The following is a 20,197-nucleotide window of genomic DNA, read 5'->3' on the forward strand; positions in this document are numbered from 1 at the left end:
CAACGCTAAATCCTGTAAAAGAGCAACAACAGCAAAGATTACAAGCCGCTTAATTTAGCTTGATGGTGACAACTACCTTGAAAAACTCCGATTCTTTATGTTTTATAGGTTTTTACTATTATGATTTATGTCGTTACTACTGATTGTTCTAATTCTTTAGAGGAGTTTGTCCGGCAAATCAGCAGTATTTTTTACCCATCAAGAATGCAGCTATTCTTAACATTATCTATCATGGCGCGACTGACTCGAAAGAATAACGCAAGCTCAACGGCGGTTAAATCCTGCGTGAGCTGGTTTTTAGCCCACACTTCTGCAGCGTTGAGCTTTACCATAATGTCCTCGCCTTTAACCGTCAGTTCGAGCAGTCGACTGCGACCATCTTGCGGATTATCTGTCTTAATAATCAAATCGGCCGCTAAAAGGTCATTCAATGCCCGAGTAATTTGTGCTTTATCACGCTCGATGTAATCTGCAATTGATTTTGCAGTGCTGTGAGGGTTATAACATACGACTTTTAAAGTTCTGATTTGCGTTACTGTTAATTCAAGCCCTTGTCGTTTGATGCCTTCGTGCAATAAATTGATGTAGGTATGCATCAATTGATGTAGCGTTTCACTCATCAAATTTTTAGCCATATAGAAACCTTTATGTAGTTGACTAAGGCAACTATATAAATTAAAGTTGATGGTGTCAACTATATTATGGTTTCTATATACTGATATTCTATACTTACGTTTTATAAGATAACAAAATGGCAATTGAGGTAATTTTTCTGAGTTTGTCGTTTTATATTTGGCAATTTAACTATCTTAAGTGGATTTTTAATAAACTATTTGCAGAGATTTATTATGAATAAGGTTCAACCCCGTATCCAGAAGTGGCCCGCAACGAGTCGTTTATTGCATTGGCTGAGCGCATTACTCTTGCTAGTAACGTGGTGTTTAATTTTGCTTTACGGTAATAATGAGAATCCGCTATACATTAGCCTACACAAAGCATTTGGTATCAGTATTTTATTCTGGACGATTATTCGGTTAATGAATCGATTCTTAACTAACGCACCTCCTGCAGTTCCAATGCCCAGATGGCAAAGCATCATAGCTAGGCTTACGCATTTTGCTCTTTATGCGCTGTTAATAGCAATGCCCATAGCCGGGTTATTAATGTCAGTATATGGTGGTCGTCCTGTTGATATATTCGGATTGTTCGAGATTCCAGTTTTTGTAACACCCGACCGTAGTGCGGCTCGTTTCTATAATGATTTACACACCAATATTATTTGGCCAATGATTATTATATTTACCATAGCCCACGTTGGGGGAGCGTTGTATCATCAGTTTATAAAAAAGGACAATTTAATTAAGCGTATGAGTTAGATTTTAAGAACGCTAGAAAATATTTAAAAAATGGGTTTATAACAACGTTTTTGAGATATTGAACTAAACGAGGCTTTCAATAATTTTTGAGTATACCCTAGCAGAACGAGACTATAATGCCTTAGATATCAGTGAGTTTACCCATTATTGTATTAACCCCTCCAAAAACTTTGTCCATGATAAAAATCATATCAATGGAATAGAGAGTTTTTGAAATCAAGCTAAGCATCATCTGCGTAAGTTTAACGGGATGCCAAAAGAGTATTTCTACCTGTATTTAAAGGAATAAGAGTGGCGTTTTAACGGCAGTGTCCCAAAGTTGCAATTATTAGGGCTAAACTAGTCACCTAGGATAGCTCCTGATAGTAATTATTAAAATTTTGGTGGTGTTCTAAAAAGTATGCTGGCGATAGAAGTCAATAAGAAATCTATGCTAAGTTCTCTGTTTCTATAGGGCTTTCAAGGCTTCAAAAATTTTTCAAGTTTTAATCAGCATACTTTTTGACACACCACCAACCAATCGTGCTATGTAGACGCTTCTTGTTAAACCAGTCTACCCATTCTAGGGTTGCTAATTCAACATCATTAACGCCAGTCCAGCTCTCTTTTAAGTAATGAATCACCTCAGACTTATACAGCCCATTGACCGTCTCAGCTAAAGCATTATCGTATGAATCACCCGTCGTGCCCACAGAGGCTATAAGGCCTGAGTCAGCCATTTTATCAGTGTAGCGAATGGATAAGTACTGAACCCCGCGATCGCTATGATGAATCACATCCTTAGGGTTGTTTCTATCTGCTATTGCTTGATTGAGTGCTGCCATCACCATATCCGTGTTCATACGATTAGACACCTTCCAGCCCACAATAGCACGGGCAAACACATCAATGATAAAAGCGGTATAGACCCAGCCACTCATGGTCTTGATATAGGTAAAATCTGCAACCCAAAGCTGATTAGGACGATGAGCATTAAAGTTACGATTGACTAAATCATTCGCCCGCAGCTGCTCATCACGACTGTTAGTAGTAATCCTACCCTTACCACGCCAGACACCTTGTAAGCCATGCTGTCTCATTAAACGCTCTACGGTGCAACGAGCAACCTTTAACCCGTCAGATTTCATCTGCTGCCAAACCTTACGCGCACCATAACGGCATTTACTGTCCTGCCAGATGCGTTTAATCTCGCTGACATAATAGTCGTCATACTGACTGCGCAGTGAACGCTTGTGTGGGTTGTCGCTTAAGTCTTGAGCACGATAATAAGTTGACGGGGCAATCGGTAATACTCTACAGATTGGCTCGACCTCATACTCAGCTTTGTTATCATCAATAAAACTGATCATTACTTGTGTGGACGGTCGAGCTCCGCCTGGGCGAAAAAAGCAGCAGCCTTACGTATAATCTCATTGGCTTGCTTGAGTTCTCTATTCTCACGTTCAAGCGCTTTGATGCGCTCTTTGTCACTTTGAGCTTGCACTGAGGCAGGTATGGTTTGGTCTATGTACTTCTTGTGCCATGAGCGCAGGGTTTCAGGCGTACAACCAATCTTAGGGGCAATGGCTTGAATAGCTGACCAGGTGGAGGGATAATCACCCGACACTTCAATCAGCATGCGAACGGCGCGGTCTTTAATCTCGGGGGTGTAGTGTCGTGTTTTCATCGTTGTATTCTCTCAGAATGTTGAGTCTCCGACAATACCGGGGCGGTTCAGTAAGAAAAAACAACACACCTTGAAAGCGCAGGTTATCGTTCATTGGCAAACAGGGTTGATACTTGATGTGCAAACCTGCAAAGGGTCAATCCACGATTTTAAGCTCTATAAAGATACTTGTCCTGATTGGCTTCCTGACAATGCTAAATTACTAGCAGATAGTGGCTATCAGGGCATTGCAAAGTTACATGAACAGAGCTTCACCCCCTTTAAAAAGCCACGTGGGGGTCAGCTGTTAGAGATATGCAAACAAGCCAATCAGTATCTCGCTAAGTTTCGCATTATGGTTGAACACAAAATAGGCTTAATCAAATTGTTCAAAATTGTCGCTCATAAATATCGCAATCGTCGTCAGCGCTATGATCTTAGAATGAAGCTGTTTGCTGGTATCATTAATTTCGAGCTAAACCTATGACTTTTGCAAGAGGTCTATTACTTACTGTTTAAATCACCGTCTTAATATTGCAATTGCTACTCGGTTGGCTGCTCTATCCTGACCTGGCCTATAAATTTAAGCGATGTACACTTTTTCTCTATCGAACATAGCACTCTATTGAAGAATCTTGTCCATTTATATGTCTAAATCCAATAATTTAGAACTTAAACTTTTCCCGTGCATATCCTGTGCTAAGGATTTTGTAACACCACCACCTAAGGCTCCATACATAACAAAGTTGAATGCATTAAGGTTTGGCAGTTCATAGCGGACGACCTTTCCTTGCACAATACCCTTGAGCCATTCTTTTACTACCCTCTCAGTAACTTTCTCTTTAATCAACTCATAGTCTTCGCTTTTGAATGCTATAAGCGAAATATTTGATATATCACCTTTATCACCGGTTCGAGAATGAGCTATTTCACGCAATTTCATTTATGTCACCTCACAATATGAAATTTTAATATTTGTATCTTCTTCTGGAATCAAAATTGAGCCTATTGAAACGATCTCTTTAATGTTTGAGCGAATCCCACCACCACCTGCGGGACCATTTGTATAAAGTGACTCTACTTCTCGAATAATAGCTTCAGCCATTACATCATTTTCGACTCTTGTAGCAATACGAAGTCTGACCTCATCCGCTTCCTGCGTACTCAGTATTTTATTTCCATATAATGAGTTAAGTCCGATAAAATCATAACGAATTTCATTGGGTTCTATGTTTTGAGCGGCCAGCCTTTTTTGAATAATTTCTTTTGCTAAATTGGCTCTTTGAACTGAGCCTGAACCCCCATAGCTGATTTCTGCCTCAGCAATATAGCCATCTTTATATCCTATACTGGTTTTTAGCAAACCTGTTTTTGGCTTACCAGACCCGCCAAATACCTTAATAACATTACTCTCTACTTCTTCGACTTGAATCTTGGAAAAGTCAGCAATAACATCGGGAGTCAGATAGTTGGCTGGATCATGGATTTCATACAGTAATTGTTCTTTTACAGTTGCTAGAGAAACCAAACCGCCAGCGTCATCCAGTTTAGTAATGTTATAATCACCTTTTTCATCCACTTCCATAATCGGGAACCCTACGTTCCAAAGTTCTGGCACTTCTTTATATCCAGGATCTGCAAAATAGCCACCCGTGATTTGAGCACCGCACTCCATAAGATGGCCACCTATGGTACCTTTCCCTAGCAGTTCAGTATCTTCAAAAGACCAGCCAAACTCATACATCATAGGTCCAAGAAATAGGGACGGATCAGCTGCTCTACCAGTAATCACAATGTCAGCCCCCGATTCAAGCGCTTGAACAATTCCTCTTGCGCCAATATACGCGTTAGCAGATACAATTGACGAGACAAGGTCTTTGATCTGTTTGTTGTTTTCTAGCAGCGTTTCATTCTGATAATAATTAATTCTTGAAAATACATCATCGCCTGTGACTGCTGCTATTTTCAGATTATGTAGCCCTTGCTTTTGTGCAATATTTTTGATCATTTCGGCAGCCGCTTCTGGATTAGCAGCACCCATATTGGTGACTATTTTTACTTTATTTTTTACACAAAGCGGTAAAACCTGCTCCATGCGATATTCAAGCAAGCTATCATAACCTTGTTTTGGGTTCTTCATTTTTCGTTGCTGTGCAATGGCAATCGTACGTTCTGCAAGACATTCAAAAACAATGTAATCGACTTCTCCGTACTGAATGATATCAAGTGCAGGTTGTAGCCTGTCATCTGAATAACCTGCGCCCGACCCTATTTTGATAGATTTCATAGCATACTCCATTTTATTCTATTTATATAATGACACCGGTAATAACGGCCACTACAGTCATAACTATTGTGGTACCAAACGCCCATTTGAATACGAATTTTTGGTGGTCAGCCAGTTCTACCCCTGCCAAACCAATTAATAAAAAGGTTGACGCTGTCAGCGGGCTCAATGGAAATCCCGTTGTCATTTGTCCCAGCATCGATGCTTGACCAATTTGTATTGGATCAAGTCCGTAGGCACTGGCTGTTTGCGCGAGAATTGGCATGACACCAAAATAATAAGCATCTGGCGTGAAAATTAAACTTAATGGCATACCTATTACGGCGACAATAACGCCCATAGAGCCACCCACAGCCTCTGGAATGATATTGACCAGTGAAGTGGCCATAGCCGTGATCATACCAGTACCTGAAAGAATACCTGTAAAAATACCTGCTGCAAAAATAATAGAAACAACGGTAATCATGCCTACGGATTGGGTTCTTATTTGATCCATCTGATCATTTGGTTTAGGGTAATTTATGAGGACAGCGACTGCGAACGCCACCATAAAGACGATCGGTAAAGGCAACCAAACTTGAACCAAGGCCACAATGGTTAGAATGGTTAAAACCAAGTTGAACCAAAACAGTTTCGGACGGCGCATACTGCGCTCTTCTTCCGTCATCTCATCATGTAAACTGTGCTCCATCTCTTGAACGCCTAAGCGCTTACGCTCTTTTTTTCCCACCAGATATGCTACAAAAATAATCCAAACGATACCCGCTATAAAGGCCGGGATGATAGGATTAAATAATTGTGCCGTACTGACATCTAGTGCGGCTGCGGCTCTTGCGGTCGGTCCGCCCCAAGGCGTTAAATTCATAGTACCTGCGCCAAGAGCCACCATACCCGCCAGTACAATTCTGCTCATCCCTAACTTATTGTATAGAGGTAGCAGCGCAGGAATGGTAATCAAAAAAGTGGAAGCTCCAGATCCATCTAAGTGAGCAACCATCGCAATAATAACCGTCCCTATGGTAATTTTTACTGGATCTCCTTTAACCAGTTTTAAGATCCTCGAAATCATCGGATCAAATAAACCTGCATTGTTCATCACGCCAAAAAACAAAATAGCAAATCCTAACATGATGCCTGTGGGTGCGACACTGACAATACCATCCAACATAAAGGTTCCCAGCTCACTGCCAAAACCGCCAATTAAGGCAAAAACAATCGGTACTAAAATTAGCGAAACAATTACGGATACTTTCTTAGTCAGTATCAATCCCAAAAATACAGCAATCGTCAAAAACCCCAATAAAGCTAACAAATTTACTCTCCTTTTAAAAGTTAACTTCTTCCCTGTAATATCCCTACCAGTCCGCCTTGGCATAAGATAATAACTTGCATCAGACTCTAATAGAAATACCACGGACGGAATACGCTTCCAAGGGTACAGAGATGATTCTTCACATAAAACTGTACCCATTTTTAGTTAAAACCTATGCTTCAAGACAGGTAGTTGATAGAAAAAACGGAGATGTGGAGAGGTAAAAGATTTCTGCAGCAATATCATCAAATATCGCTGTATTCTTAGAGGCTATTTACTGCCTTGGCTTTTTGAAATTACAGGCTAAATGATTTTTAAAGACATTAAAAATAGAGTTGGTGCTGGTAAATGCTGAGAATGAGAAGGCTTTAGTGATTATTAAATATGATTGTCTTAATGAATTTAACAGTGGCTTTATCTATATAGAATTTATTAACCCTTAAGGCAAAATAAGCGGGGTCGGATGGAAAAAACAGATTGCCTGGAGCAATAAAAATATTATTACTTTTTGCATCGTTCACTGCTCTTTTGTCATCCATCGGAATACGAAACCATAAAAAATTACCGCTGGGATTGTGAGGATAAAGCGTGAGTCCGTCAATTTTTTTCAGCGCAGTGATGGCAGCGGCTGACTTCTCATAAGATATGCTTTTAAGGGCTTGTAGATGATTGGCTAAAGCACCGCTGGTGATGAGATGATTGAGAATGTTTTCAGTGATTGAGGAGGTGTTAATGACGGTGATCATTTTTAACCGTGTGAGTGATTTGATCACAGGTTTAGAAGCAGCTATAAAACCGCACCTGAGTGAAGCCGACACTGTTTTTGAAAAACTACTCACATAAATAACTGGACAATCTTTATTAAAAAAGTAACTTGCAGCGTTATTTCTTGTCAATAAAAACGGATCATTTTCAACAATGAGCACATTATAATTCATGCATAGTGCCTGAATAGCCGTCATATTGGGGACAGTCAAGTCTGTCCCTGTCGGATTATGGGCAAAAGGCTGTAAAAATAAAATCTTAGGATGATTTTTTTGGATGACTGACTCTAAATTGTTTAAATCTAAACCAAATCTAGTTCGCTTGATAGCATTTATATGGACTTGATGTAAGTCAAGCTTACTAAATAATGGATAATATCCAGGAGACTCTACGATGACATGATCGTCTTTGGTTAAAAAGTGCCTAATGATCAAGTCCAAACTGTGATTCGTACCATAGGTCATCAATAAGTTCTGAGACTCAACAGTCAACGCGCGCCTACTCAGGATATCCACAATTAGTCCTCGAAGTAAGATATTACCAGATGGATCACCATTACCACGGTCGAAGTGTAATACTTCATCGCTGTCACTTACCTGCCCTAAGTAGCTTTCGAGGTTGAGCCTATCCATATACTCTTTAGGGTAGCGGCCCGCACCAGGTTTATGGTAAGACTCATTGATCATCTGTTGTTCTAATAAATCAATGCCAGTATAAAAAGAGGTTGAATTCAGCATCGGTGTATTGGACAAATCTTCACCGACATAAAATCCTGATTTCGGTAGCGCCTTGATCCAATGTTGCTCGAGTAAGATATTATAAGCATTTACTACTGTATTCTTGGACACCTTGTGTTTTTCTGCCATCGCTCTAATCGAAGGTATTTTATCCCCCACTTTTTTTCTACCAGACTTGATGTCATCAATAACTAATAGGCATATTTCTTCGAACTTCTTCACCTTTCAACTCCAATTTGAATAGAAGACTCATTAAATATCATATTAAACCTTGATAAGCATATCCCTTAAACTTCCTAGTAAGACTGAGCTATGCTGAAGAAACCGTAGAGATAAACTTGGGAGGTATCAATTAGCCAAACCATCAATAATCAGCAAAAAATGCAAAACATAACTCATTAAAGCCGAAGACAATTTTGATTTACCCTTCTGCTTAAGTGGACTAATAACCGTTAGTGCATAACCGTTGTATGTACCTAAGCTAGTAACCTCACCTTCAAAACTAGGGAGTTTTTTTCCGAATTCTTCTACGCTTTTAAGCTGAGCAGCTTTATTGACAACAGGACGATACGTTTTTTTATTCTTCTCATTAATATAGGACTCGGATTCAATACAGCTGATATTTACCCGCCAATACTTGCTTGGTAGAATCTGGCACATGGTATCTAAGTATTTATAAAAACCTTTTTTTTGTTTAAAGGTAAAACGAATCTCACTTTTTGAGGTATTGGTTTTTTCGTAGAATAATTTAAGAATGTGTTTAATCTCATGCCTACTCGCTTTGGATTTATAAAGCGTCTCAAGATTGTCAAAACATTGATACACAAGCGCTTGCTCTTCATGATAATGCAGCGGTGTTGGTGCGATTAAAATATGATTGGAGCGTTGTTTACGTCTTTTAGATATGAGCTTATGATTAAGTGTTCCATCTTCATTTTTCACCAAGCTCAACGCGCGTTCATAAATCATCAACGCATCATCGTACATAAAGTTTAAACTACTGGCCGCACCTAGCATTTGGCCATCCTCAATGTCCCATAGAAGCTTTTCTATCATTTCACGGCTATATCTACCAAACATTGCTGAATACTGCTTTTTATCAATACCAATAGGACCACTACTTAACAGAGATGTCTTCACCTTATCAGCAAACATTAACCTTTCACAATCAACCTTACGATTCACGTATTGCCTAATATTACTGAGATTGACAGCGTTATCTCTACTCTCTAAGGCATATTTATTGTGCTGCTTTAGGTCCATACGACTAGTACCAATCAACTTATTCACAACATCTAAAGGCAGGGTCAATTTAGCCTGCTGCAATTGATGACTTGCGATAATATCAGCGGTATGAATATATGAGCTAAAAGTCGTAATGAGGTTGGCATGACCTGCAAACTCCATTAGCGCATCCCAGTGATTTGTTGAAACGCTGCGCACTTTACCTAAAAAATGAGTTTTAATATCATGGATTTTTATCTCATCATAATCTGTGAATTGCATGACAAGCATTGGGTTACACCTGATTATAAGCGCCATATTCGATATCGCATTATGACGAAAGCTATGTAGGGTAAGATCGTGATAAGCCGTATTTTCTAATATGCGTTTTATTGGCTGCTCAATACTATAACGAGACAATGGAGTGGACTGATACGCTAAAGTAAATAAATAGCGAGAAGACTGACCCTCTTTTAGATGAAAGAACCTTTTAAAATCTTCTAGCTCTTCTGGCAAAAGCAATACTGATAAATAAATTCGCCGCGTACCATCATCTGATTTCAAATCACGATGAGCGTTAGGGCGAACAATGAGGTTGTACTCCATAAAACCTTGATTGTCATATTCGATATCTTTAACCTGCAACCCTAATATTTCACTGATACGCATGCCAGTACGGTATAGCAGTATTGTCACGATGCTAAGCGCTTGTTTATAGTATTCACTCAGCGTCTCTTGCTCAGCGATACAACTAAGAATAGCGTGATAAACCTGATTAGGTATGAGATAACTAGACACTATTTGCGGATCGCCGCCGCCTCTGATGTCGATATCAGGCGCTTGGTAATGCTTCTTTAAAGAATGATGCAGTGAGCAAATAACCGTCTTGGTAAACCCTAGTTTATTTGGATTCTTCTCGGCAATAATTTCGTTGTATATATAGTGATAGTCATGTTTTGAGGAGTGTGAAAAATCAGCTGTACGAGTCCCTGCGATAAAGCCATTACCGATCTCAGACAAATATCGCTTCAAGGTATTGATTTTATTACCACTGGTGAGCAGATCAAGCATCCATCTCACCAGTCGTTCTTGGTTGGGATATAGATTTTGAGTCAATAAGTTTATTAGCTGTGGTTGCGCCTGCTTTTTATCGCCATTGAGTATGGTTCGTATTTCTTTAACTGCATCAGACCTAAAGCGTGCGACTTTGATAGTATCAAGTGAGTCCTCAGTGCTATTGCTAGATTCAATCACTAATTTACTGACGTGTTCATCTGATAGAACCGCACTGGGTGTTTTAATACCCTGAAAATATCTAAGCCATTGCGATGTTGATATTGAGGTTTGTTTTTGCTGACCTGTTAGCACCTGGACCAATTGAACGTCTAAATATACTTCTGGTAGCGTTTGCCAATAGATTGCAATATGTCGTAAGTAGCTAGATCTATTGATGGACTTAACCGTGAATTTCTCTCCAATAAACTCCCCCAGCCTTTTTATCACTTGATGGTATTTAGGAAATTCGTTTTGCGCTTGATGCTGGCGTTGTAGTTTGAGCAGCCATAAGCGACTGATATCATCTATGATAATCAGGCGTGTGTGATACACTTCATCTAAATCGTTTTCTATAGTAACAAGCTCATTGCCATAGTCGGATGATAGTAGCCTGATCGGCATGACCATCATGTCATCAGACATCTGATAAATAGGCTTTTTTTGTTCTAGATAGTTATAAATCTCTCTAAGCATCTTCTCATCGTTATATCCTGCAAAACTAATGAGCGAGAATAAAAACCAGCTGACGCTCTCAAGTAATGAAAAGGTATTCTTTTGCTGCCATCTATCAAACGCTTGTGCGACAATACTCTGAGCTTTTGATAAATATAAAAACGTATCAAAATCATTGATATTTTTTGGACGCTGTGGACGTACAGCAATGATGGGCTTTGGTAATAACGGCAGGTGTCTTTTTTTACGCGCTTCATTAATGTTATCGAAAAAACGCTTGCGCTCGAATAGTGCAAACGGGATAAGATGCGCTGAAACGCTCTTTTCGATGTCATCATAAAGTGCTTCATATAAACCGTTTATCTGCTCGTCTGTGATTAACTCTGGCGACTGATGCTCTTTAATAAAAGCATTCCAAGCGCGTTGGCACATCTCTTTTGTATGCTGTAATGCCTGCTTACGCTTATCCTGCGCTTTTGCTGAGCGCCTCAAATGACCATGTAAAGTCTCTAACTGTGTCATAAAGTCACCTGCTGTAATTCAAGTTCTTCTGCCAGCTGCTGATAAGGTTTTTTAGCAGCTACTATATGCCCTATAGCCAGTGCTGAGTTTTTTCTCCATGCTTCCTGACCCATCATTTCATGACCAAAAATCGCCAAAATAACTGCTTCATCTACTCCCTGCTCATGTAAAAACCTTTGTCCCACATGGCGTGTCCAATCTGGCTTAAAGCGAAAATGAGTATCTAATTCTTTGATAATAATAGCCGGCCTGAGCGCATGAAACTCGCCTTTTTTATCTATAAAATTTAGTAGCGGCCGCTGGCAATCAAAGATTTTATTCACGTCAGTGCTGATATTAGAATCTAAGCGTCCATAGCGCTTAGCAAAGCTTTCTAGATAACGTAAGAAATTTTGCATGGCGTCGTGCAAAAATGAACAAATAGGCACTAAGCGCTGACTGTTAGCGGTCGCCCGCTCCTCCTTATCAGAAATCCAAATGATGCCTGCCTCAAGGTTGATCTGGTTGAGATAACCTGGTGCGCCTTCTACCGCTCTTATTGAAGTTAGTAAAAGAGAGATATGCCATAACCATAAATTATAAAAATTGAATTTCTCTCTATAGTCATGAGCAGTTACTACTTTTTGCTGTAAGTAGCTCATGAATAGACTTACTATCGGATAATCAGGGCTGTTTTGACTACCCATAGCATCATCACTGAGCACTACCTTGGACAAATAATCGACAATGCTGGATTTGTTTTTATGACAGCGAGCGGTAAGGATCTTAATCGCATCGTGGTAGACTTCTTTTATCACCTTAATCTCATGAGAGCTATACCAAGTATCTGCTCTCTTTCTACTATTGCGTGAGGTGATGATAGTGGCCAACTGCGTGCTGCTGACTTCATAGATAAGGATTGTGTATAGTGACTTTTCTATCCTGCCCAAGCTAATTAACGGTAGCTGTAGCGTTGCTCGTAGATCAGTAATGACTTCATTGATCAATACTGAATCTGGGTATCCTTTATAGGTTAAAAATACTCCCAATGGCTCAGGTAATGGGAGTTTGAACTGCGTCAATCGGTTAGCAATAACTGACTCTACCCCTTCTGTTCTAATACGTAGCGGTGTAATATCTAAGTTAATAATAAACTCATACTTTGCTTTACGAACACCAATATCAGTGATTTTTTTATAATTGTTATTGATATCTTCAGCCAACCTTGCAACTGAATGACCGGTGTATAAAGAAAGCAATAAATAGACGATCGCTCGTTTCTTGTCCCTATCGCCTTCACCGTCACTATAATCATCAAACCATTGCCACAGCTTAGAGGCTATATTTTGAATAGCAATGAGCGATAACTGACGAATATTGTTGCTTACAAACCGCTCATTTTTATTAGCATGAGAATATTTTGCCTGTGTTCTTCGATAAATCTGATCGTATGAGAACTTTTCAGTATCTTTTAACTTTGTTTGCTCGAGATGAAAGAAGTCAGGTACGGGATTATCTAACCGCTCACGATAAATATCGTTATCATTTTTTGATTGCTCAAAACTTGTGACTGATACCAGCTCATCAGTATCATCATCCACGTCTGTGTGCGTGACATACTGAATACTTGGCTCATAAATTTTGCCCTTTTTGGTTTGTTTTCTGCCGTAGGAAGTTCGCGTTATGCTATCTCTATTATTAAACGCAAAATCGATGGTTAGATACATCTTGATAAATGATATGAGATTAGGATCATTCTTACTTTCAAGTTCAACTCGATAACGCTCAAACCTCTCATAGGTAGTCTGTAAGCTATCAGCTTGTAGCGTCGAGTAACAATGCCGCCAAATACTGTGATTACGACTTACTGGATTCATCCATTTTCTAGCTTCAATATTAGTCTCACTAATACGTCTAGGTAGATTATTTTGTACAAAATAGAGGAGTAGATGGCATAATTTTGCGACCCACAGCCATTCTTTACTTGGATTGCTGGTATCAAGATTTGGTAGAAGATGGGTACTGGCGATAAATGCTCGAGTTAGATTTTCGGACTTAGTCAGCTTACCTCTATAGGAGTCGTATATTTTTTTGAGATGTTCTGAAGTTAAAGGTTTTGACTGTTCCGCCTCTACGCTAATGTCCATAAAATCATTTGAGACTAAACTGGCTATGGTTATAAAGAAATAACGAATATCAGCAGTATAGATGTCTTCAGTATCTGGTATCAGCGTTTGCACATTATTTGTTATTGACATAGAGAACCTTATCAATTAGTTCAGAGAAGGATGGTATCTTGGTGGGCTGCTGATTAGGGCATAGACTTAACTGGTAGTCATAGTGATGACGCTTGAGGTCTTTAATATCTAAAATATACTGTATGGTCAGAGGTTTATTAAATAGTGCTTGTTGCACTCGATCAGGCATACTAGTTTTTATAGCCGCAAAAAATTTTGGGTTGATAGGATCTAAATTTGTAAACTCATTCATAAGGCAAGACCAAGCGCGCCTTTCAATCTCAGATTTAGAAATATCGACTCTTCTAATAGAGATTTCAGCACCGTCACTCAGTGACCCCACTTCTTTAAAACCCTCAAAAAAGCAATACTGATCATCGATTTCAATAACTTCAAATAATAGTGTCCTACCCGAAGAGAAATCATTAATCTCATCATCGATCCATTCACAAAATATCTGATACGGTTTAATAGCACATTCATGCACTATCAGATTATCCTTTACGTTAATACTTTTGACATTTTTTCTTATTGCCTTCTTAGTGCGCTTCGACATAATCAATGACCTATATTTCAGAGGTGTATACGACCAAAACCACTTACCCTCGATGGGGTAGGCATGCTAAAATATATTTTGGTTGGTATCATATTACCACGATATACTGGTGTCCATAAATATATCTATATTATTATTATACCTGTTATTTATAAATATTCTTATACATAAAAAAACCTGAAGCCCTTTAAAATAATGGGTTTCAGGTTTATAGACATCAACGTTAATTTGGTCGGCGTCCTTGCCAAGGTTGGGGTTTCTTTTATCCTACTTGAAGTCAGTTGCCAATGCTGCGGAGCAATAATTTCACCTTCTATCATCAAAAATTCAGCCAATAGCTCATGTTGTGACGTATTAATACCAAACTTTCAGTGATACCTGGAGGTAATGTGCTTTTTTTGAGTGATGGGCTTATCGTTATTATTTAAGCGACTGGCGTTTTTATATAACTCTCGTGCATTGAGTAAATAAATACCTAACGCTTACGTTCTATAAAGCACTTTAACCACATGCCAGCCAAATTTGGTTTTCACTAAATGTGGGGTAAAAAGTTCGCCGTTAAAGCAAACTTTATCAAATGCTGGTACCATTTGACCTTTTTTAAACTCACCTAAGTTGCCGCCTTTTTTACCTGATGGGCAAGTTGAGTGTTTCTTAGCCAGCACGTCAAACTGCGCACCTTTTTTAAGTTTGGCCATAATGTCATCAGCCAGTTCTTTGTCTTTTACTAAAATGTGTAAGGCGCTAGCGGTACGAGCCATAATGTAAACCCTTTATAAAATATCGATTATCGCGGCATTATATCACTACTGAGTTTGGTGACTAACCTAACTTAAATGCTCTACTGCATCAAAAGTCATTATCCACACAGGCGCTACTCTTTGGATAAGAATTAGTGCCTTTTGAGTAGCGCTGCCACTACCTATCAATTTATCGTTTTGAGGACCGCGAAGAACCTCGACCTTTTGCAGGACGCTTACCATTAGCAGCAGGTTTGCCATTGCCGCCAGCCTTCTTGCTATCCCCGAAAGGACGCTTACCTTTAGAACCCGCTGGTTTTCTAGCGCCATCTTTAGAGTGTTTAGCATTACCCTTTGCTGCGCCCGCTGGTTTTGCCGACTCTTTTGATTTTGATGAAGTATCAGTACGCGGTTTTTTTCGTGGCGACTTACGCGATTTCTTAGCCGCAGTATTGTCTTCCGAAGAAGAGTCTTCTATAGATTTCAGTAAAACAGACAACTCTTTTGGGGTTAAATCTCGCCAGTCTCCAACCGGAATACCCTTTAGGCTCACATTCATAATCCGTGTGCGTTCAAGCTTTACGACTTCATAGCCAAAATGCTCACACATACGGCGAATTTGACGGTTTAATCCCTGCACTAGCGTAATATTAAACACGGTAGGCGCTACCTTAGTCACCGGGCACTTTTTCGTCATCCTGCCCAAAATAGGTACGCCACCTGCTAGACCTTCAATGAAATTATCGGTTATCGGCTTATTGACTGTCACCACATAATCTTTTTCATGGTTATTACCCGCACGTAACACCTTATTAACCAAATCGCCATTGCTCGTTAAAAAGATTAAACCTTGGGAATCTTTATCCAAACGTCCAATCGGGAAAATACGATCGCTATGTCCAACAAAATCAACGATATTGTTTTTCTCAGAGCTTTCTGTGGTGCTCACAATCCCTACTGGTTTGTTCAACGCAATAAAAATGAAATCGTCTGCTTCTCGTGGCTCAATAAGTTGTCCGTTAACTTTTACCGTATCTCCAGCAACCACTTGCGCACCTACTTGAGCACGTTTGCCATTGACGTACACGTTACCTTGTTCAATAAAACGGTCAGCGTCGCGCCGAGAGCAAATACCGCTTTCGCTAATATATTTATTTAAACGAGTCGAGGAAGTGTTAAACATAAAGTGCCATTTTCACCTAATAAAAAGCTTTTTGTACTAAGAAAAAGACTGAATTGAATGAATAATCAATAACGAGATGGCTGACATTATATAGGAAATTCAGTACCTATTTTAAGAGAGATGAACCCAAACCTATTTATCATTACTAAAAACAACTTAGCGACTCATTGAGGCAGTCATATTATATAAAGTACATACTTAAACTCATCTGAAATTTAGTATGACCGCGCCCTATCACTTGTAAACATAATCCTCTAAAATAGATGCCATTTCTACCAATCAGTTATTTATTACAGGGCAGATTACTGCGCATACTTTATCTCACAGTAAGTATGAACTGCATAGCATTGTTACTTGTTACTTGTTACTTGTTACTTGTTACTTTAGCAATAACGGACTGTCCGCTTCATCAACGTAAGGCTAATCATAATGACATCAATAATTAGAGTCGCCATCGCCGGTTACGGTAACCTTGGCCGCGGCGCCCAAGCCGCCATTAAGCAAAGCCCAGACATGCAGCTAGTCTGTGTATTCAGCCGCCGCGATCCTGCCTCCGTCATCCTGATTGACGACAGCGTGCCCGTTTATGCGATGGATGATATTGCCCAATATAAAGACGACATAGACGTGTTGATATTGTGTGGCGGCTCTAAGTCAGATCTGCCTGAGCAAGGCCCAGCGCTTGCTGGTTTGTTTAATATCGTCGACAGTTTTGATACTCACGCCAAAATCCCTGAGTACTTTGCCGCGCTTGATACGCCTGCCAAAAAAGCCAATAAAGTCGCCATGTTGTCTGTTGGTTGGGATCCCGGTTTGTTTTCTATCAACCGCTTATACGGCGAAGCCATTTTACCGGTCGGCGAAACCTACACCTTTTGGGGCAAAGGCTTAAGCCAAGGACATTCAGATGCCGTACGCCGCGTCGACGGCGTCAAATCTGGCGTACAATATACCATTCCCTCAGAATCTGCGATGGAAAAAGTACGTAATGGTGAGCAGCCAACGCTAAGCACCCGCGAGAAACATACCCGCGAATGCTATATCGTGCTCGCCGATGGCGCCGATAGCGATAGCGTACGCAACACCATCGTCACCATGCCGGATTACTTTGCCGACTACGATACCACAGTGCACTTTATTGACGAGCAGACGTTTGAGTGTGACCATCAAAAAATGCCGCATGGCGGATTCGTTATTCGCAGTGGCGTAAGCGGTATGGATAATGCGCAAAACAACCAAGTATTAGAGTTTTCGTTAAAGCTTGGCAGCAACCCTGAATTTACCGCCAGCGTGCTCGTGGCTTATGCCCGCGCTGCTTATAAAATGAATCAAGCAGGAGAGAATGGCGCAAAAACCGTCCTCGATGTCGCACCTAGCTTGTTGTCGCCTAAAACGCCTGCCCAGCTGCGTAAAGAGTTGCTATAAGTACTGGCTATGAATTAGAAATAAAAAAAATCTCCACGCTAAAAACAAAAAGCACCAAGCCATGCAAGCTCGGTGCTTTTTTTATGCTTAACTTTCTTTCTGCTTACTTTCTGCTCAGTAACTTAATTAAAAACATCAATTACAGCAGACCATTTTCTAAAAGTTTAGCCGTATTACTGACTTTAAAGTCATGATATAAATCATAAAACACAATCGGGTCTTCAACGCCATCAAACAACCCACGTTTATTGAGCGCGACAAACATCGCTAGCGAATAGGCCGCACAATAGATAGATTTTTTGGGATTAAACTCACGATCGGTAAAAGCCTGATACTGCATGACCTCCTCATGTAGCTGAGGATTTTGCTTGAGCGCATTGACATACAGCCAATCATAAAACGCAGTCAATGGCTCAAGACTCCACTCCATGCCAAAATAATCATAGCCAATCAGCTCACCAGAGGTTGTTAAACGCTCGTCTTTTTTGGCCTGTCTTGGTGCGACGGTCAGTAAGTCAAGATACGGCCCACCATGTTCGAATACTTTACTAGCTTGCAAGGCATTTTCGACACTATAGGCTTGACCGTCATGCTCATTGGTAATTTTTAAGCTTAATGGACTGAGCGGGAAACTCAGTTTATTGCCAGATTTGCTAGACAGCTCTAAGACATGGCTAAAGCCATATTTTTTGCGAATGACTTGATGCATATCATTGATGGATTTTTTCTTTTGTCTACTGGCAAACCCCACATGGCGCTCAAACCACACCATGTCCGTTTTGACCAAATTGTCACTATTGACTCTAGGCATAAAGACCGGTTGATGCTCTACCGCGTTTGGCGTTTGTTCCATAGGATTCTGTCTTTGTTGCATGGCAATACGCCTTATATCAATGGTCTGGTATAAATATTTGGTTAAGAGAATTGATATGCTGCTTTATCAATGCTGCTTTAAGCGATTCATTTAATTTTAGGATAGCTATGATACCCCATTAGGGTGCGCATTTCATGGGGCGATATTGTTTTTTGCGTGAGGCGTTTTGGTTTTTCAAAAAAAAGCCTCACCTATAAACTAGGCAAGGCGGTTAACTACAGTCTTATTTATAAAAACAACAACCCCAGCCCAATCACAACGCCGCTTACAATCAGCACAATGACACAAAAACCCATGATATCCTTGGCTTTGAGTCCAGCGATTGCCAAGGCAGGCAACGCCCAAAACGGTTGAATCATATTTGTCCAAGCGTCACCCCACGCTACCGCCATCGCAACTTTAGCTGGATCACTACCGAGCATCTCCGCCGCCTCTAACATAATTGGCGCTTGCACGGCCCATTGTCCGCCACCTGAGGGGACAAAAAAGTTAACCAGTCCTGCACTTAAAAAAGCAAAAAGCGGAAGCGTATCCACTGTCGAGACGTTGACAAACGCTTCTGACATCACTCCGGCCAAACCAGAAGCCGTCATCATACCCATAATCCCGGCATAAAACGGGAATTGGACGATAATCCCGCCCGCCCCTTCGACTGCCTCTTGAATAGCAATCAAATACTTACGCGGCGTTCCATGGAATATAATCCCAAGGAATAAAAACATGAAATTCACCAAGTCGAGCGTTAAAGCAAAGCCGTTCTGCACGAAATAGTAAACGATAAAAGCAATACCCAATAAGCCGATGACCATGGATAAAATCCAACTATTCTCTAAGCGCTCCGCTGGGGTCATCGCTGTCTTTGCTGGAAGCGCTTCAACGATAGGGTCTATTAAAAGTTTTGGATCTACCGTAATCGTATCTTCTTGTTTTGGCATCATCAAACGATTTAATAACGGCACGATAATGACCAATGCCGCGACGATAATTAAGTTATAGCTCGCAAAAATGGTAGCACTCGTTGGAATCACCCCAATCTTATCGACGAATGGATGGCCTTCTGTTGCAATGGATAACGGAATCGAACCAGAGAATCCTGCATGCCAAATGATAAAACCAGAATACGCACTGGCAATAAGCAAACGGTAATCCACATTTTCGACACGTTTTGCCAATTCTTTTGCGAATAACGCGCCAATCACCAAGCCAAAGCCCCAGTTTATCCAGCTAGCGGCAAGGGATACCAAGGTGACCAATATAATCGCGCTACTGGGCGACTTTGCAAAGCTTGCCAGTTTGCCGAGCCCTTTTTTAAATATCGGACTACTGGCCAACACATAACCCGTAACCAGCACCAACACCATTTGCATCGAAAATGCCAGTAGTGCCCAAAATCCTTCGCCCCAAAACGCCACCATCTGTATCGGTGAGGAATCGGTCAGACCCAAGCCCATGACAAAAATAACCAAGGTCAAGATAATGACAAACAAAAATGGATCGGGTAAATATTTCTCCATTAAGCTGTTTGAGAAGCGTGTGATTCCTTTCATTTTAAACTCCCTTTTTATTTACATTTACACCTCTTTTCTAAGCTTAATATTACCTCATTT

Annotated in this window: 16 protein-coding genes, 1 pseudogene and 1 other annotated feature; of the genes and pseudogenes, 4 read left to right on the forward strand and 13 right to left on the reverse strand. The window is 40.3% G+C overall.

Annotated features, from left to right (window positions below; genetic code table 11):
- Nucleotides 1-191: 191 nt before the first annotated feature.
- The gene (locus JFC07_RS02145; RefSeq protein WP_198328000.1) at nt 192-635 is read right to left on the reverse strand and encodes a MarR family winged helix-turn-helix transcriptional regulator; all 444 of its coding nucleotides are present in this window, start codon (nt 633-635) and stop codon (nt 192-194) included.
- A 213-nt stretch (nt 636-848) separates the two neighbouring features.
- On the opposite strand from JFC07_RS02145, the gene JFC07_RS02150 reads away from it, so the two are divergent.
- The gene (locus JFC07_RS02150) at nt 849-1,376 is read left to right on the forward strand and encodes a cytochrome b (protein ID WP_191692129.1); all 528 of its coding nucleotides are present in this window, start codon (nt 849-851) and stop codon (nt 1,374-1,376) included.
- Between the two features lie 91 nt (nt 1,377-1,467).
- A pseudogene (locus JFC07_RS02155) lies at nt 1,468-1,662 on the forward strand (IS1595 family transposase); the annotation flags it as partial.
- A gap of 199 nt (nt 1,663-1,861) precedes the next feature.
- Here JFC07_RS02155 and JFC07_RS02160 read toward each other — a convergent pair.
- Nucleotides 1,862-3,042, reverse strand: a protein-coding gene (locus tag JFC07_RS02160; RefSeq protein ID WP_198328001.1) for an IS3 family transposase whose coding sequence is annotated in 2 segments (ribosomal slippage) — nt 1,862-2,757 and nt 2,757-3,042 — 1,182 coding nt in all. Because the reading frame shifts where the segments join, the coding sequence is not laid out codon by codon here.
- Nucleotides 2,651-2,767: a sequence feature (AL1L pseudoknot), on the reverse strand. Its footprint overlaps the gene before it by 117 nt.
- Before the next feature lie 34 nt (nt 3,043-3,076).
- Between JFC07_RS02160 and JFC07_RS02165 the strand changes: the two genes are divergently transcribed.
- A complete protein-coding gene (locus JFC07_RS02165; protein ID WP_227678241.1) occupies nt 3,077-3,508 on the forward strand; it encodes a transposase family protein in 432 nt (143 codons plus the stop codon).
- Between the two features lie 156 nt (nt 3,509-3,664).
- On the opposite strand, the gene JFC07_RS02170 is transcribed toward JFC07_RS02165, so the two are convergent.
- The 9 genes from JFC07_RS02170 to rluF all read right to left on the reverse strand — a co-directional run bounded on the left by JFC07_RS02170 (nt 3,665) and on the right by rluF (nt 16,291).
- Nucleotides 3,665-3,964, reverse strand: a complete 300-nt coding sequence (locus tag JFC07_RS02170) for an AtuA-related protein (RefSeq protein ID WP_198328003.1) — start codon at nt 3,962-3,964, stop codon at nt 3,665-3,667.
- Nucleotides 3,965-5,308 (reverse strand): acyclic terpene utilization AtuA family protein, encoded by a 1,344-nt coding sequence (locus tag JFC07_RS02175; RefSeq protein ID WP_198328004.1) that lies wholly within the window; start codon nt 5,306-5,308, stop codon nt 3,965-3,967.
- Between the two features lie 22 nt (nt 5,309-5,330).
- A complete protein-coding gene (locus JFC07_RS02180) occupies nt 5,331-6,620 on the reverse strand; it encodes a CitMHS family transporter (protein ID WP_198328005.1) in 1,290 nt (429 codons plus the stop codon).
- Nucleotides 6,621-6,988: 368 nt separating this feature from the next.
- Nucleotides 6,989-8,344, reverse strand: a complete 1,356-nt coding sequence (locus JFC07_RS02185) for an aminotransferase-like domain-containing protein (RefSeq protein WP_198328006.1) — start codon at nt 8,342-8,344, stop codon at nt 6,989-6,991.
- A gap of 126 nt (nt 8,345-8,470) precedes the next feature.
- Nucleotides 8,471-11,596 carry a site-specific integrase gene (locus JFC07_RS02190; protein ID WP_198328007.1) on the reverse strand — a complete coding sequence of 1,042 codons (3,126 nt, stop codon included), beginning with the start codon at nt 11,594-11,596 and terminating at the stop codon, nt 8,471-8,473.
- Nucleotides 11,593-13,833: a site-specific integrase gene (locus JFC07_RS02195; protein WP_198328008.1), complete on the reverse strand. Its 2,241-nt coding sequence runs from the start codon at nt 13,831-13,833 to the stop codon at nt 11,593-11,595. Before JFC07_RS02195 ends, JFC07_RS02190 begins: the two co-directional genes overlap by 4 nt.
- Nucleotides 13,817-14,368, reverse strand: a complete 552-nt coding sequence (locus JFC07_RS02200; RefSeq protein ID WP_198328009.1) for a hypothetical protein — start codon at nt 14,366-14,368, stop codon at nt 13,817-13,819. The genes JFC07_RS02195 and JFC07_RS02200 overlap by 17 nt, the downstream gene beginning before the upstream one ends.
- 482 nt (nt 14,369-14,850) lie before the next feature.
- Nucleotides 14,851-15,129, reverse strand: coding sequence for a peptidylprolyl isomerase PpiC (gene ppiC, locus JFC07_RS02205; protein WP_193031961.1), 279 nt, complete (start codon nt 15,127-15,129; stop codon nt 14,851-14,853).
- 169 nt (nt 15,130-15,298) lie between these two features.
- A complete protein-coding gene (rluF, locus tag JFC07_RS02210; RefSeq protein ID WP_198328010.1) occupies nt 15,299-16,291 on the reverse strand; it encodes a 23S rRNA pseudouridine(2604) synthase RluF in 993 nt (330 codons plus the stop codon).
- A 429-nt stretch (nt 16,292-16,720) separates the two neighbouring features.
- Between rluF and JFC07_RS02215 the strand changes: the two genes are divergently transcribed.
- Nucleotides 16,721-17,716: a diaminopimelate dehydrogenase gene (locus JFC07_RS02215; protein ID WP_198328011.1), complete on the forward strand. Its 996-nt coding sequence runs from the start codon at nt 16,721-16,723 to the stop codon at nt 17,714-17,716.
- A 139-nt stretch (nt 17,717-17,855) separates the two neighbouring features.
- Here the strand turns inward: JFC07_RS02215 and JFC07_RS02220 are convergent, their stop codons facing one another.
- On the reverse strand, nt 17,856-18,569 hold the full coding sequence (locus JFC07_RS02220) for a DarT1-associated NADAR antitoxin family protein (RefSeq protein WP_198328079.1): 714 nt from the start codon (nt 18,567-18,569) through the stop codon (nt 17,856-17,858).
- A 248-nt stretch (nt 18,570-18,817) separates the two neighbouring features.
- On the reverse strand, nt 18,818-20,137 hold the full coding sequence (locus JFC07_RS02225) for a short-chain fatty acid transporter (protein WP_198328012.1): 1,320 nt from the start codon (nt 20,135-20,137) through the stop codon (nt 18,818-18,820).
- Nucleotides 20,138-20,197 lie beyond the last annotated feature (60 nt).

This window comes from Psychrobacter faecalis, from assembly GCF_016107575.1.
GTDB lineage: Bacteria > Pseudomonadota > Gammaproteobacteria > Pseudomonadales > Moraxellaceae > Psychrobacter > Psychrobacter faecalis.

What these genes read in the sequence shown, in the direction of transcription:
- JFC07_RS02225 (WP_198328012.1), bottom strand. Translation starts at nt 20,137, where the DNA reads ATGAAAGGAATCACACGCTTCTCAAACAGCTTAATGGAGAAATATTTA.
- ppiC (WP_193031961.1), bottom strand. Translation starts at nt 15,129, where the DNA reads ATGGCTCGTACCGCTAGCGCCTTACACATTTTAGTAAAAGACAAAGAA.
- rluF (WP_198328010.1), bottom strand. Translation starts at nt 16,291, where the DNA reads ATGTTTAACACTTCCTCGACTCGTTTAAATAAATATATTAGCGAAAGC.
- JFC07_RS02190 (WP_198328007.1), bottom strand. Translation starts at nt 11,596, where the DNA reads ATGACACAGTTAGAGACTTTACATGGTCATTTGAGGCGCTCAGCAAAA.
- JFC07_RS02150 (WP_191692129.1), top strand. Translation starts at nt 849, where the DNA reads ATGAATAAGGTTCAACCCCGTATCCAGAAGTGGCCCGCAACGAGTCGT.
- JFC07_RS02200 (WP_198328009.1), bottom strand. Translation starts at nt 14,368, where the DNA reads ATGTCGAAGCGCACTAAGAAGGCAATAAGAAAAAATGTCAAAAGTATT.
- JFC07_RS02195 (WP_198328008.1), bottom strand. Translation starts at nt 13,833, where the DNA reads ATGTCAATAACAAATAATGTGCAAACGCTGATACCAGATACTGAAGAC.
- JFC07_RS02175 (WP_198328004.1), bottom strand. Translation starts at nt 5,308, where the DNA reads ATGAAATCTATCAAAATAGGGTCGGGCGCAGGTTATTCAGATGACAGG.
- JFC07_RS02170 (WP_198328003.1), bottom strand. Translation starts at nt 3,964, where the DNA reads ATGAAATTGCGTGAAATAGCTCATTCTCGAACCGGTGATAAAGGTGAT.
- JFC07_RS02220 (WP_198328079.1), bottom strand. Translation starts at nt 18,569, where the DNA reads ATGGAACAAACGCCAAACGCGGTAGAGCATCAACCGGTCTTTATGCCT.
- JFC07_RS02215 (WP_198328011.1), top strand. Translation starts at nt 16,721, where the DNA reads ATGACATCAATAATTAGAGTCGCCATCGCCGGTTACGGTAACCTTGGC.
- JFC07_RS02145 (WP_198328000.1), bottom strand. Translation starts at nt 635, where the DNA reads ATGGCTAAAAATTTGATGAGTGAAACGCTACATCAATTGATGCATACC.